At 67.8% G+C, this 13223-nt stretch carries 12 protein-coding genes and 1 tRNA gene; 7 read left to right on the forward strand and 6 right to left on the reverse strand.

What is annotated here, in order from left to right:
* Positions 1-125 precede the first annotated feature (125 nt).
* Positions 126-500 carry a hypothetical protein gene (locus tag VN11_RS20960; protein WP_008266133.1) on the forward strand — a complete coding sequence of 125 codons (375 nt, stop codon included), beginning with the start codon at positions 126-128 and terminating at the stop codon, positions 498-500.
* Positions 501-573: 73 nt separating this feature from the next.
* Here VN11_RS20960 and VN11_RS20965 read toward each other — a convergent pair whose 3' ends face one another.
* The 3 genes from VN11_RS20965 to VN11_RS20975 form a co-directional block, all read right to left on the reverse strand.
* Positions 574-1113 carry a pseudouridine synthase gene (locus VN11_RS20965; protein ID WP_053451402.1) on the reverse strand — a complete coding sequence of 180 codons (540 nt, stop codon included), beginning with the start codon at positions 1111-1113 and terminating at the stop codon, positions 574-576.
* A gap of 68 nt (positions 1114-1181) precedes the next feature.
* The gene (locus VN11_RS20970; RefSeq protein WP_238581836.1) at positions 1182-1496 is read right to left on the reverse strand and encodes a hypothetical protein; all 315 of its coding nucleotides are present in this window, start codon (positions 1494-1496) and stop codon (positions 1182-1184) included.
* 50 nt (positions 1497-1546) lie between these two features.
* Positions 1547-2404 carry a class I SAM-dependent methyltransferase gene (locus VN11_RS20975; RefSeq protein ID WP_053451125.1) on the reverse strand — a complete coding sequence of 286 codons (858 nt, stop codon included), beginning with the start codon at positions 2402-2404 and terminating at the stop codon, positions 1547-1549.
* A 168-nt stretch (positions 2405-2572) separates the two neighbouring features.
* On the opposite strand from VN11_RS20975, the gene VN11_RS20980 reads away from it, so the two are divergent.
* The 4 genes from VN11_RS20980 (at position 2573) to VN11_RS20995 (ending at position 7002) form a co-directional block, all read left to right on the forward strand.
* Positions 2573-3529, forward strand: coding sequence for an aldo/keto reductase (locus VN11_RS20980; protein WP_053451126.1), 957 nt, complete (start codon positions 2573-2575; stop codon positions 3527-3529).
* A gap of 645 nt (positions 3530-4174) precedes the next feature.
* Positions 4175-4246, forward strand: a tRNA-Gln gene (locus VN11_RS20985).
* A 354-nt stretch (positions 4247-4600) separates the two neighbouring features.
* Positions 4601-5725 (forward strand): slipin family protein, encoded by a 1125-nt coding sequence (locus VN11_RS20990; protein WP_053451127.1) that lies wholly within the window; start codon positions 4601-4603, stop codon positions 5723-5725.
* Positions 5726-5781: 56 nt separating this feature from the next.
* Positions 5782-7002: an RtcB family protein gene (locus VN11_RS20995; RefSeq protein ID WP_053451128.1), complete on the forward strand. Its 1221-nt coding sequence runs from the start codon at positions 5782-5784 to the stop codon at positions 7000-7002.
* A 127-nt stretch (positions 7003-7129) separates the two neighbouring features.
* On the opposite strand, the gene VN11_RS21000 is transcribed toward VN11_RS20995, so the two are convergent.
* Together VN11_RS21000 and VN11_RS21005 are read right to left on the reverse strand one after the other, a co-directional pair.
* Positions 7130-8035, reverse strand: a complete 906-nt coding sequence (locus VN11_RS21000; protein WP_053451129.1) for an NAD(P)/FAD-dependent oxidoreductase — start codon at positions 8033-8035, stop codon at positions 7130-7132.
* A complete protein-coding gene (locus VN11_RS21005; RefSeq protein WP_053451130.1) occupies positions 8025-8480 on the reverse strand; it encodes an Rrf2 family transcriptional regulator in 456 nt (151 codons plus the stop codon). The genes VN11_RS21000 and VN11_RS21005 overlap by 11 nt, the downstream gene beginning before the upstream one ends.
* Positions 8481-8664: 184 nt before the next feature.
* On the opposite strand from VN11_RS21005, the gene VN11_RS21010 reads away from it, so the two are divergent.
* Positions 8665-10785, forward strand: coding sequence for a methyl-accepting chemotaxis protein (locus tag VN11_RS21010; RefSeq protein ID WP_053451131.1), 2121 nt, complete (start codon positions 8665-8667; stop codon positions 10783-10785).
* 162 nt (positions 10786-10947) lie between these two features.
* Here VN11_RS21010 and VN11_RS21015 read toward each other — a convergent pair whose 3' ends face one another.
* Positions 10948-11850, reverse strand: a complete 903-nt coding sequence (locus VN11_RS21015; RefSeq protein WP_053451132.1) for a LysR family transcriptional regulator — start codon at positions 11848-11850, stop codon at positions 10948-10950.
* 106 nt (positions 11851-11956) lie between these two features.
* Here VN11_RS21015 and VN11_RS21020 point away from each other — a divergent pair, with 106 nt between their 5' ends.
* Positions 11957-13171: an MFS transporter gene (locus tag VN11_RS21020; protein WP_008267945.1), complete on the forward strand. Its 1215-nt coding sequence runs from the start codon at positions 11957-11959 to the stop codon at positions 13169-13171.
* Positions 13172-13223: the final 52 nt, after the last annotated feature.

Consider the following 13223-nt stretch of genomic DNA (forward strand, 5'->3'; position numbering starts at 1 on the left):
CGGCTGCAGACCCTGCCTGATCCTGAATGGCTGCGCTGGGGTCACGCCACGCACGGCCCCGCCTGACATACCGTTTACGGACAACACGCGACACTGGACTTCGACCCGAGGCAAAGGACCCCCGCATGAGCAAGCTGACTGTAATCACCGACCGCGCCCTGGAGCGCGCCCTGGAGCTGGCCCACACCGCCGGCGATGGCCTGAAGAGCGCCGGTGGCAGCCTGCGCAATGCGGACTGGATCAAGACCGGTGCCGCCATCGGCGCAGTGAAGACTGGCGGCAAGGCCGCCACCAAGTTCGTGCGCCGCAACCCGGCGGTGGCCGTGGCCGCAGCCGCGGTGGGTGTCGGCCTGCTGGGCTATGCGCTGTACCGCAAGCAGCAGAAGAAGAAGGCCGCCAATGGCCACGTGGTGAATGGGCAGGCGCAACGCATCAGCGCACGTGACCGCCGCAATGCCACCGTGGTTGACGAGCATAGCGACATCGGCAGCGACGCCTGAGGCATTGCGCGTTGCCAGGGCCGGACCGCTTCCACGGGAGGCGCTCCGGCCCTTTCCGTTTCTGCGGGTGTGTTCAGCCGATCTGCCGCCACTGCCCCGGTTGCAGGTCGTCCAGCCGGTACGGCCCCATCGCCATCCGCACCAGCCGTAGTGTCGGCAGGTTCACCGCCGCGGTCATCCGCCGCACCTGGCGATTGCGGCCCTCGCGGATCGTGATCGCCAGCCACGCATCGGGCACGGTCTTGCGGAAGCGCACGGGCGGATCACGTGTCCACAGCGAAGGTGCTGGATCGAGGCGTTCGATCTTCGCCGGAAGGGTCGGCCCGTCATTGAGCAGCACGCCGTCGCGCAGCTGCTGCAGCTGCTCGTCGCTGGGCGTTCCCTCCACCTGCACCCAGTAGGTCTTGTCGGCCTTGTGCTTCGGGTCGGTGAGTTTGTGTGCCAGCGTGCCGTTGTCGGTCAGCAGCAGCAGGCCTTCGCTGTCGTGGTCCAGGCGGCCGGCGGCGTACACCCGCGGCGGCAGGCCGAATCCCGCCAGGGTCGGCCGCGGCGGCACGCTGCGGTCGGTGAACTGGCAGAGCACGTTGAAGGGCTTGTTGAAGGCAATCAGCATCGCGGATGCGGCAGGCGGTGGGTACGGCATTGTCCCATTCCCGCGCCGCCGCCGCGATCATCGCCGGCTCAGCCGAACACCTTCCATTCCAGCAGGAACGATCCCAGCACCAGCGCGATGCCGCACGCCGCGATGATATTGGCGCGGCGCCGCAGGCGTGCGGAGGGCGGGCGGGCGCTGCGTGCACGATCCTCCAGCAGGACGCCGGCGAACAGCACTCCGAAACCAGCGGCCCCGACCAGGTCGTGGGCGTGGCCGCCGTAGAACACGAAATCGATCAGCCGCGTCAGCACCAGTACCGCGACGGCGATGTAAAGGATCTTCTTCAACAGTCCATGTCCTTGAATACGATTGAACCCCGGCGCGCGCGGTGAGCCGGGCATGGGCCCGGCTCCATGGTGGGCACTCCGCGCGGGCAATGCGGCGTGCCGCCTTACGGCTTGATGAAGCGCAGGGTCATGCGGTCGCTTTCGCCGATCGCCTGGTACTTCGCGTCGTCGGCCTTGTCATGCTGGTTGGTCGGCGGCAGCGTCCATACGCCGTTCGGGTGGTCCTTGGTGTCGCGCGGGTTGGCGTTGACCTCGCTGCGTGCATCCAGCTTGAAGCCGGCCGCCTCGGCCATCGCAATCACCTGCTGCTGGCCGACGTAGCCGGTGTCATCGTCGTCGGCCACATCGGCCTTGGCGCGATGCTCGACCACGCCCAGCACGCCACCCGGCTTGAGCACGTTGAAGAAGCCCTGGAACATGCCCTGCGCCTGGCCGGCCTTGCGCCAGTTGTGCACGTTGCGGAAGGTCAGCACCACGTCGGCTGAACCGGCCGGACCGAACACCGGCTTGGCCGGATCGTAGGCGACCACGGCGGTCTTGCCGAACTGTGCCGGTGCAGCGGCGTACTTCTTTTCCAGGCTGTCGCGGCTGCGCTGCTGGTAATCCCGGCCACGGCCTTCGGGCACCGCCATCGGATCGACCACGGCGGCGACGTAGTGGCCCTTGCCATGCAGCAGCGGCGCCAGGATTTCCGAGTACCAGCCATTGCCGGGGGTGATCTCGATGACGGTCTTTTCAGGCGCGACCTTGAAGAACGACAGCGTCTGCGCCGGGTGGCGATAGGTGTCGCGCTTGACGTTGTTGGCATCGCGGGTGGGCGCCTTCACCGCCGCATCGATGGCCGGCGAGACCTGGATCTTCGCCGGTGCCACCGTGGCCGGTGCGGCAAATGCGGGAACAGCGGCGAGCAGGGCCCAGGCAAGCAGCAGGCGGCAACCACGCAGGGACGAAGCAGGCATCATCGGGGCGACTCCAGCGGAAGATGCGGCGAGACTAGCAGTCGCGGCGTCCCAGGTGTTCACAAAACGTTAGCCGGAGGCGCGCGGCGGAACACTGTTTTGTGGTCGCCGCCGCAGCGCGGTCACACAACGCGTTCTATTCTGGAGCACTTCCCCAAGGAGTCCGTGCCCATGACGGCAACCCGCGAACTGGGCCGTTCCGGCCTGCATGTACGTCCGCTCGCCTTCGGTGGCAACGTGTTCGGCTGGAGCGCCGATGAGAAGGCCAGCTTCGCCCTGCTCGATGCCTTCGTCGACGCCGGCTTCAACCTGGTCGACACCGCCGACGTGTACTCGGCGTGGGTGCCGGGCAATGCCGGCGGCGAATCGGAAACGCTGATCGGCAAATGGTTTGCCCGTAGCGGCAAGCGCGACAAGGTGGTGCTGGCGACCAAGGTGGCCAAGTGGGCCGAGCGCCCCGGCCTGACCCCGGACAACATCAATGCCGCCGTCGAGGATTCGCTGCGCCGCCTGCAGACCGACGTGATCGATCTGTACCAGGCCCACGAGGATGACGAGTCGACGCCGCTGGAAGCCACGCTGGCCGCGTTCGGCCGCCTGATCGAAGCCGGCAAGGTGCGCGCCATCGGTGCCTCCAACTACAGCGCCACGCGCCTGGCCGATGCGCTGAAGGTGTCCACCGACTACAAGCTGCCGCGCTACGAAACCCTGCAGCCGGAGTACAACCTGTACGACCGCGCCGGCTACGAGAAGGAGCTGGAACCGTTGGTGCAGCGCGAGCAGATCGGCGTGATCGGTTACTACGCGCTGGCCAGTGGCTTCCTCAGCGGCAAGTACCGCACCGCGGCCGACGCGGCCAAGAGCCCGGCGCGGGGCGAGAACGTGGTGAAGCGTTACCTCAACCCGCGCGGCCTGCGCATCCTGGAAGCGCTGGATGACGTGGCCAGCAAGCACAACGCCAGCGCCGCGCAGATCGCGCTGGCCTGGCAGATCGCGCGGCCGTCGATCACCGCACCGATCGTCAGCGCCACCAGCGTCGAGCAGCTGCACGACCTGCTGGCGGCGGCCAACGTGTCACTGAGCGTGCAGGATGTCGCGCAACTCGATGCCGCCAGCAAAGAGGGCTGAGGTGTAGTGCCGGCCGCTGGCCGGCATCGCACAACAGCGAAGAAAATAATTGAACAAAATGGTTGCGCACGACTAAATCGTGGTTTATCGTGCGCACCTCGTTTCAACAACCACTGGAAACTTCCCTTGAACGCGCATTCCGTCGCCACCGCCAAACTGCTGCCATGCCTGCGCATGGACGTGCTGGCGCGCGCGTTCGGCAAGGAAGTCCAGCTGACAACGGCCTGATACCCGCCCTGCGGAGATCGGCCACCCCGATCTCCGAGGCCTGACGACGCCCTCGGAACGCAAGGCCCGGGGGCGTTTTCGTTTGCGTCGGCACAAGGACCCGCGATGCCAGAACTGCACCCCGCGCGGCAACCCGCCGCTCACTGACCCAGGTTTTTCCGCCCCGCCGAAGGATTTACTTCGCGCGAACGGCGACGCCTGGACATTATCTGCATCGCATCAAAACATTATCGCTCGTCGATAATGTCGGTGGCCTGCACCCCCGATTCTCCAACGGTCCCGTTTCAACCACGGGCTGGTGCGCGCGGCGTTGCCGTGGCGTATGCCGGAGGTCGCGGACAGGCCATCGTCTGGATCGCCTGCTGGACGCAGGCACCGGTTCGCCGGTACGCGGTTCGATTCCGCGCGGTTCCCAACTGGATAGCTCAGCTTGGTCAGAGCAACGGATCCTGATTCCGTCTGTCGTGGGTTCGATTCCCACTCCAACCACATGACCTGTCACGTCATGACTTGAAGCAACACCCGGGGCGCAAGCCCCAGCGGCCATCGCCGCCTTCCCTGCCACCGCCTTCGGGCGCGGCCAGGAAGGCAACGGACCACACGCCGGGCCCTGGCCCGTCGCCACCCATTGCCCCGCTCCGCACCGGTGCTGCCTGCCGGCAACGACGATGGCACGGGTGATGACGCGCCGCAGGCTCCGCGTGCGGACCGTCCGGCGATGGCCGCCCTCTTCCGCGGGCTGCACACGCTGTGCAGCCGGCCACGCCACGACCTGATCGGCCCGGGTCATGGCGTTTCATCCCATCGGGTCGAACCACCAGAGCCATACAAGGAGAGACTCCCATGTTCTGGACCATCAAGGTCGTGATCGGCGACGGCGAGCGCGGCCTGGTGTATCGCAACCGTCGTTTCCAGCAGATCCTGCTGCCGGGCGTGCACCGCCTGTCGCCCTTCGGCGGCCGCCCGCAGGTGGACATCCACACCGCATCGAAGGGCGCGGCCTACACCGGCAGCGACCAGGACAGCCTGATCGAGGCACTGGGCGCACGGCTGGACACGCACTTCGTGCTGGCCAACGTCGGTGCTGCCGAGGTCGGCCTGTTGCTGCGCAATGGCCGCATCGATGAAGTCCTGCCGCCGGGCAGCCGCCGCCTGTACTGGCGGGGTTCGGTCGACACCCAGGTGCGGGTGATGGCGCTGGGTGACGAGCCGCGCATTGCGGCGGACGTGCAGCAGCGCCTGGGCCAGCTGGGCGTGCTGCCGCGTGTAGCGGTGATCAGTACCGTGCCGAGCGAGTCGGTCGGCCTGCTGTTCATCGATGGCACGCTGCGGCAGACGCTGGACGCCGGCCTGCACGCGTTCTGGAACTTCAACGGCAATGTGTCGGTGGAGCGCGTGGAGCTGCGTGCGCGTTCGCTGGACGTGTCCGGCCAGGAACTGCTGAGCCGCGACAAGGTGACCCTGCGGGTGAACCTGGCCGCGACCGTGCAGGTGGTTGACCCGGTGCGCGCACACCGCACGCTCAGCAATGCCGACGAGTTCGTCTACCGGCAACTGCAGTTCGGCCTGCGCCAGGCGATCGCCGCGCGCAGCCTGGACGAGCTGCTGGGCGACAAGGCGGCACTGGACGGCGAGATCGCCGCGCATGTGCAGGCGGCGATCGAGGGCCACGGCGTGCGGTTGCTCGGCGTCGGCATCAAGGACGTGATCCTGCCGGGCGAGATGAAGGAGATCCTCAATGGCGTGGTGCTGGCCGAGAAGCAGGCCCAGGCCAGCGTGATCCGTCGCCGCGAGGAGGCCAATGCCACGCGTTCGCAGCTCAATACCGCAAAGCTGATCGAGGACAACCCGGTGCTGATGCGCTTGAAGGAGCTGGAGGCGCTGGAGAAGGTCACCGAGAAGATCGACACGCTCACCGTGTTCGGCGGCCTGGACGGCGTGCTGAAGCAGCTGGTGACGATCAGGTAGGGGGTAGCGGTGGCGCAAGGACGCGCCACCGGCCCATCAAGGACATACACGAAGACATGGACACTCAACACAACTATCAATGGCTGCACGCCGAGGGCACCACGCCGATCAAGGGCTGGGTCAACGGGGTGCCGCTGGAAGCGCAGGCGCATGAGCAGCTGCGCAACATCGCCGCGATCCCGTTCGTCGGGCCGTGGGTGGCGGTGATGCCGGACGTGCACCTGGGCAAGGGCGCGACCGTGGGCTCGGTGATCCCGACCCGTGGTGCGATCATCCCGGCCGCGGTCGGCGTCGACATCGGCTGCGGCATGGCCGCCGTGCGTACCACGCTGCGCGCCAACGACCTGCCCGATGACCTGCGGCAGCTGCGCAACAGCATCGAGCGCAGCATCCCGGTCGGCAACGGCCGCGGTGGCGAGCACCAGCGCATGCCCGACAGCATCCACACCCGGCTGCTGCAGTCCGGGCTGGCCGCCGGCCTGGAGAAGATCAAGGACAAGCACCGCCGGATCCGCACCGACAAGCTTGACCGCCAGTTGGGTACGCTGGGTGGCGGCAATCACTTCATCGAACTGTGCCTGGACGAGACGGACACGGTGTGGGTGATGCTGCACAGCGGCTCGCGTGGCACCGGCAACCTGATCGGTACCTACTTCATCGAGAAGGCGCGCGAGGAGCTGGCCCGGCGCGTGCTCGGCTTCCACCTGCCGGACAAGGACCTGGCGTTCTTCATGGAAGGCGAGCCGCTGTTCGACGACTACGTCGAGGCGGTGTCGTGGGCGCAGGACTACGCCCGGCAGAACCGCGAGGCGATGATGTCGCGGGTGCTGGCCGAGATGCGCCACCGGCTGCCGAAGTTCCAGCTGGCGGCGATGGCGGTGAACTGCCACCACAACTACGTGCAGAAGGAGACGCACAACGGGCAGGAGCTGCTGGTGACGCGCAAGGGCGCGGTCAGTGCCCGCGAAGGCGAGCTGGGCATCATTCCCGGCAGCATGGGCACGCGCAGCTACATCGTGCGTGGCAAGGGCAACGCGGACAGCTTCCACAGCTGCAGCCACGGCGCCGGCCGGGTGATGAGCCGTGGCAGCGCACGCCAGCAGATCACCCTGGCCCAGCACCGCGAGGCCACCGCGCACGTGGAATGCCGCAAGGACAGTGGCGTGCTGGACGAGTCACCGGCGGCGTACAAGTCGATCGATGACGTGATGGCGGCACAGCTGGACCTTGTCGACGTGGTGCACACCCTGCGCCAGGTGCTGTGCGTGAAGGGATGAGGGAACGGTGCCGGCCAAGGCCGGCACCCACCGTGCCTCAATGGTGCCCGACCACCCTGCAGTAGATCCACGCCATGCGTGGATGCAGCGGCGCCGACCAGGGTCGGCCTCTACAGAACAAGCCCGATCAGCGCGGCACGCTGTCTTCGCTCACCAGCGCATGATGCATGCCGATGCCCGCGCGCACCCCTTCGGCGGTGGCCAGGGTGATGTTGCCGACCGTGGTCGCATCGCCTGCGGCATACACGTTCGGCACCGAGGTCTGCTTCATCGCATCGACCTCGATCAACACGCCCAGCGGGCTCTCGGCCAGCGTGCAGCCCAGCCGCTGCACCAGCGGCGTGGCCATCGCCTGGGTGGCCGGCACGAACAGCGCACGCTGCGCGACGCGACGGCCGTCGGCCAGTTCCACTTCCAGCCAGCTCGGCTGGTCGCCCTGCACGCCCAGTACCGGCGAGGTCTCGATCTGCACGCCGCGCTGCTGCATGGCGGCGCGTTCGTCATCGGTGATCGGCAGGCCCTGGCTGAAGAAGGTGACATTGCCCCAGTCGGCGAACAGCGGCGCCTTGGCGGCCGACATCGGGTGGCCGCCGAGCAGGCCGATCGCACCGCCACCGACTTCATAACCATGGCAGTAGGGGCAGTGCAGCACGGTGCTGCCCCAGCGCTCGGCCAGGCCCGGCAGCTCCGGCAGCTGGTCGGCGATGCCGCTGGCCAACAGCAGCTTGCGCGCGGCCAGCACCTGGCCGTCGGCGGTCTCCACTTCAACCCCATCGCGGGTGCTGCGGGCATGCACCGCATCGGCATGCACCCAGCGCACGCTGGGATAGTCCAGCAGCTGCTGGCGGGCGGTCTTGAGCAGCTCGGCGCCGCTGACACCATCCAGCCCCAGCACGCCATGCGAATGGCTGGCGAAGCGGTTGCGCGGCGAACCGGCGTCGATGACGGTGACCGGGCGACGGGCGCGGGCCAGGATCAGGCCGGCGGCGATGCCGGCATAGCTGCCGCCGACGATGAGCACATCAGGATTCATGGTGACCTTCCAGGGAGCGGTGATGGGCGAGATGGCGGGCGAATTCGGCACCGAGCTGGTCCAGCGTGGCTGCCTGCAGGCGCTGTTCGAGCAGCCGCTGGGCCTCGCGCGCGCCCTCCAGCAGGGCGCTGTTGACCAGGTGCTGGATCGGGCAACCGCCGCCGGAATCGCGGGCACCGACCTGTACCAGCGGCGGCGCGCCTACGGCCAGATAGATGTCGTGCAGGGTGATGGTGGCGGCGTCGCGGGCCAGCTGGCTGCCGCCGCCGTGGCCGCGTGCGGTGTGCACCAAGCCGGCCTTGTGCAGCTGCGCGAGCAGGCGCCGGATCACCACCGGATGGGTCGGCAGGCACGACGCCAGCTGTTCGGAAGTGCGCGGTGCGGTCTGGCCGACCAGGTGCGCCATCACGTGCAGGGCATCGGAAAGCGGGTTCGCGGATTTCATGTAACAACAATAGTTACATTTAAATCCCCTGTCCAGAGTCTGCTTTCGTTCCATATGGACACATTTGTCCTATGAAATGTTTCCTTCACTTCGCTAAACGAAACGCGAATGTGATCAACGTCGCACTTCAGAGGTGATCGAAACCGGTCGATACCGCATCGCCCCTTCCCGAGAGCCCCTTCCGATGAATGCGTCTGTCCGTGCACCCCGCCTGCAGTCCAAGCTGCTCGGCGCGGTTTCCGTTGGCCTGGCCGTAGTCCTGTTGTGCGCCCTGGCAGGTCTTGCTTCCGCCTGGTTGAAGCTGTCCACCGATGTCCCGCTCGAAGTCGCGCACAGCCGCGATGCCGAGCGCCTGCAGCGCGAGTTCCGCGGCCAGGTGCAGGAATGGAAGAACGTACTGCTGCGCGGGCATGACGACGCGCTGCGTCAGCATCACCTGGAGGCCTTCGACAGCGAAGGCCGTCTGGTCGAACAACTGGCCAAGGGCCTCGCCAGCAGCCCGGATGCGCGCACGCGCGAGCAGGCGCAGGCCTTCATCGGACTGCATGCGCAGCTGCAGAAGGACTATCACGCCGCGCTGCAGGCTTTCGCCGCCGCCGGCTACGATCCCGCCGCTGGCGACACCCTGGTGCGTGGCAAGGATCGTCCGGTGGCCACCGCACTGGATGCGCTGAGCACGCAGGCCACGCAGGTGGCCGAAGCGGCACTGGCGGCGCGTTCGCAGCAGGCGCGGCAGACCCTGCTGCTGTGCGCCGCACTGACCGTGCTGGCCGCGGTGCTGCTGCTGATGGGCCTGGCCTGGTGGTTGCGGCGTGCGGTGGTGCAGCCGGTGCTGGCGGTGGAAACTGCCGCACGCGCGGTCGCCGCCGGCGACCTGCAGCACGTGGTGCGGGTGAGCAGCCGCGATGAGATCGGCCGCCTCGCGCAGGCGATGCAGGCGGTGCAATCGACGCTGCGCGGCGTACTGGATGCACAGGGCGCGATGGCGCAGGCGCACGAAGCCGGCACCATCAGCCATCGCATGGATGCCAGCGCCTTCCCCGGCGCGTTCGGCGAAATGGTGGCCGACAGCAATGCACTGGTGGATGCGCACATCCAGGTGAAGATGCGCGCGATCGCGATCATGGGCCGCTATGCCATCGGCGACCTCAGCCAGGACATGGAACGCCTGCCCGGCGAGAAGGCGGTGATCACCGAAGCGCTGGATACCGCCAAGGCCAATCTGGGCACCATCAATGGCGAGATCCGCCGCCTGGCCGAAGCCGCCGCCGCCGGCGACTTCAGCCAGCGCGGCGACAGCGCGCGCTTCGAACATGACTTCCGCGCGATGGTCGACGGCCTGAACCGCCTGATGCAGGCCACCGAACTGAACCTCGGTGAGGTCTCCGGCATGCTGCGCGCGATTGCCGATGGCCGCCTCGGCGCACGCATGCACGGCGATTTCCAGGGCGTGTTCGCCCGCATCGCCGGCGACGTCAACACCACCGCCGCGCAGTTGGCGACCATCGTCACCGACATCAAGCACGCTTCCGGCAACATCCACACGGCTGCGGCGGAGATTGCTGCCGGCAACAACGACCTGTCGCGTCGTACCGAGCAGCAGGCCGCCAACCTGGAAGAGACCGCCGCGTCGATGGAGGAACTGACCTCCACCGTTCGGCAGAATGCCGAGCACGCGCGCCAGGCCAACCAGCTGGCGATCGGCGCGCACAGCGTCGCCTCGCAGGGCGGCAGCGTGGTCGGCCAGGTGGTGGCGACGATGGGCGCGATCGAGACCTCGTCGCGGCAGATCGCCGAGATCATCAGCGTGATCGATGGCATCGCGTTCCAGACCAACATCCTGGCGTTGAACGCTGCGGTGGAAGCCGCGCGTGCCGGCGAACAGGGCCGGGGCTTCGCCGTGGTCGCCAGTGAGGTGCGCACGCTGGCGCAGCGATCGGCCGCTGCGGCGAAGGAGATCAAGTCATTGATCGAAGCCTCGGTGGAACAGGTCGGGCACGGTGCGCAGCGCGTGCGCGAGGCCGGCGACACCATGGCCGAGATCGTGGCCTCGGTGCAGCGCGTCACCGACATCATGGCCGAGATCTCCGCCGCGTCGCAGGAACAGAGCGCTGGCATCGAGCAGGTCAGCCAGACCGTGATCCAGATGGATGGCACCACCCAGCAGAACGCTGCGCTGGTGGAAGAGGCCAGCGCCGCTGCACGCAGCCTGGAGCAGCAGGCGAACCGCCTGATCGACGCTGTGGATGTATTTGACCTGTCGACCACGGCGGCGGCGAAGGATGCGCTGCAACGCGCGGCCTGATTGATCCGGCTGCCGGCCAGCGGCCGGCACTACCGCAGGCTCTGGTGGGTGCGGACCGTCGGTCCGCACCGAACCTGCCGTCGCCCGACCCACGGTCGGGCGCCACCCATGTCCGCGCTCCACGGTAGTGCAGGCCGCTGGCCGGCAACCCGGCGGCAACGCTCAGCGCAGGTAATCGCTCTGCGCCATCGCTTCACCGAGGTAATCGAGGAACGAGCTGATCCGCGCTGACACCGCCGTGTTGCGGTAGTACACCGCATGGATCGGCTGGTACACCTCCAGCGTCTGCGCGGCCAGCACCGGCACCAGCGTGCCGGCGGCGCGGTCGCGATCGGTGACGAAGTCGGACAGGCAGGTGATCCCCACCCCTTCCACCGCCAGCCGGCGCAGCGTCTCGCCACTGGACACGGCGATGTCCGGTCGCACCAGCAGCAATGCCTCCGACTCCCCGGGCAGCGGCCAGCGGTTCAGCGATTCCGGCTCGTTGAAACCAAGCAGGGTGTGCTGGCCCAGCGCGGCGACCGTGCTCGGCTCGCCCAGCCTGTCCAGATAGGCCGGGCTGGCCACCAGCCGCAGCCTGCAGCGGCCCAGCGGCCGTGCATGCAGGGTGGAGTCGGCCAGCGGCCCGATCCGGATCGCCAGGTCGGTGCGTCTCTCCAGTAGGTCGATGTAGCGGTCGGAACTGTTCAACTCCAGCTGCACGTCCGGGTAGCGCTCCCGATAGCTGGCCACCAGTGGCGCGATCACGTGCAGCACGAACGGCATTGCCGCGTCCACGCGCAGGCGCCCGGCCGGGCGCTCGCGGCGCGCCGCCATCTGTTCCTCGGCCGATTCCACCGCGTCGATGATCGCGCGCGCATGGCGCCGGTACGCCTCGCCCTCGGCGGTAAGGTGCAGGCGGCGGGTGGTGCGGGTCAGCAGGGTGGTGCCCAGCTTGTCCTCCAGCCGCCCCAGCGCGCGGCTCACGCCCGACGGCGTCTGCCCCAGCTGCTCGGCGGCGGCGCTGATCGAACCGCTGTCGATCACCGCCAGGAAGGCCTGCATTTCATCAAGCGTCGTCTTCATGCCGCCATTATTGACTGCACGGCAAGAGTGATTGGCGTGAAGACCGGTTTTTCGGCCAGAGATGGCGGCGCAGACTGCGCAGCCTCTTCCCCTGCTGGACCCTGTCATGATCCGTGGCATTCCCCTCGCCCTGCTGGCGTTGACCCTCGGCGCGTTCGCCATCGGCACCACCGAATTCGTCATTGTCGGCCTGATCCCGACCATTGCCGCCGACCTGCAGGTCAGCCTGCCCTCGGCCGGCCTGCTGGTTTCCCTGTATGCACTGGGCGTGGCCATCGGTGCGCCGGTGCTGACCGCGCTGACCGGCCGCGTGCCGCGCAAGACCCTGCTGGTGGCGCTGATGGTGCTGTTCACCCTCGGCAACGTCATCGCCTTCATGGCACCGGGCTACACCTCGCTGATCGCCGCACGCATCCTCACCGGCCTGGCGCACGGCGTGTTCTTCTCGATCGGCGCGATCATCGCCACCGCGGTGGTGCCGAAGGAGAAGGCCGCCAGTGCCATCGCCATCATGTTCACCGGGCTCACCGTGGCGCTGGTGACCGGTGTGCCGCTGGGTACCTTCATCGGACAGCATCTGGGTTGGCGCGCCACCTTCCTGGCCGTGGCCGGCCTCGGCGTGATCGCCCTGCTGGGCGCACTGCTGTTCGTTCCGCGCAACCTGCCGCAGAGCGCACCGGCCAGCTTCCGCCAGCAGCTGGCGGTGCTGGGCCAGCCGCGCCTGTTGCTGGTCTATGCAATGACCGCACTGGGTTACGGCGGCACCTTCCTGGCCTTCACCTATCTGGCGCCGATCCTGCAGGACGTCACCGGCTTCTCGGCCAATGCGGTCAGCCTGGTGCTGCTGGTGTACGGCGTGTCGGTGGCCATCGGCAACCTGTGGGGCGGTCGACTGGCCGACCGCCTGGGCCCGGTGCCGGCGTTGAAGCGCATCTTCGCGCTGCTGGCCATCGTGCTGTTCGTGCTCACCTTCACCGCCTCCAACAGCGTGCTGATGCTGCTGACGGTGCTGGCGCTGGGGGCCGTGGCCTTCGGCAACGTGCCGGGCCTGCAGGTCTACGTGGTCAAGCAGGCGCAGCGCTATGCGCCGCAGGCCACCGATGTGGCCTCGGGCCTGAACATCGCCGCGTTCAACATCGGCATCGCCCTGGGCGCCTCGCTGGGTGGGCTGGTGGTGGAACACATCGGCCTGATGCATACGCCGTGGCTGGGTGCGCTGGTGGTGGTTGGCGCCTATGCGCTGACCGCGCTCAGTGGTCGCCTGGACCGTCGCGATGGTATCGATCCGCGCGCCGACGGCATTGCCGCCACCGCGCATTGATCCATGCAATGCACCGTTGCCGGCATGCATACGGTGCCTGCCCTACCCTCTT

The sequence above is a fragment of the Stenotrophomonas maltophilia genome (assembly GCF_001274595.1).
Lineage (GTDB): Bacteria > Pseudomonadota > Gammaproteobacteria > Xanthomonadales > Xanthomonadaceae > Stenotrophomonas > Stenotrophomonas forensis.

Excerpts from the sequence above, each read along its gene's own strand:
- VN11_RS21000 (WP_053451129.1), bottom strand. The coding sequence starts at position 8,035 with ATGAATCCTGATGTGCTCATCGTCGGCGGCAGCTATGCCGGCATCGCC.
- VN11_RS21005 (WP_053451130.1), bottom strand. The coding sequence starts at position 8,480 with ATGAAATCCGCGAACCCGCTTTCCGATGCCCTGCACGTGATGGCGCAC.
- VN11_RS20990 (WP_053451127.1), top strand. The coding sequence starts at position 4,601 with ATGTTCTGGACCATCAAGGTCGTGATCGGCGACGGCGAGCGCGGCCTG.
- VN11_RS21010 (WP_053451131.1), top strand. The coding sequence starts at position 8,665 with ATGAATGCGTCTGTCCGTGCACCCCGCCTGCAGTCCAAGCTGCTCGGC.
- VN11_RS20995 (WP_053451128.1), top strand. The coding sequence starts at position 5,782 with ATGGACACTCAACACAACTATCAATGGCTGCACGCCGAGGGCACCACG.
- VN11_RS20980 (WP_053451126.1), top strand. The coding sequence starts at position 2,573 with ATGACGGCAACCCGCGAACTGGGCCGTTCCGGCCTGCATGTACGTCCG.
- VN11_RS20970 (WP_238581836.1), bottom strand. The coding sequence starts at position 1,496 with ATGCCCGGCTCACCGCGCGCGCCGGGGTTCAATCGTATTCAAGGACAT.
- VN11_RS20975 (WP_053451125.1), bottom strand. The coding sequence starts at position 2,404 with ATGATGCCTGCTTCGTCCCTGCGTGGTTGCCGCCTGCTGCTTGCCTGG.
- VN11_RS21020 (WP_008267945.1), top strand. The coding sequence starts at position 11,957 with ATGATCCGTGGCATTCCCCTCGCCCTGCTGGCGTTGACCCTCGGCGCG.
- VN11_RS21015 (WP_053451132.1), bottom strand. The coding sequence starts at position 11,850 with ATGAAGACGACGCTTGATGAAATGCAGGCCTTCCTGGCGGTGATCGAC.
- VN11_RS20965 (WP_053451402.1), bottom strand. The coding sequence starts at position 1,113 with ATGCTGATTGCCTTCAACAAGCCCTTCAACGTGCTCTGCCAGTTCACC.
- VN11_RS20960 (WP_008266133.1), top strand. The coding sequence starts at position 126 with ATGAGCAAGCTGACTGTAATCACCGACCGCGCCCTGGAGCGCGCCCTG.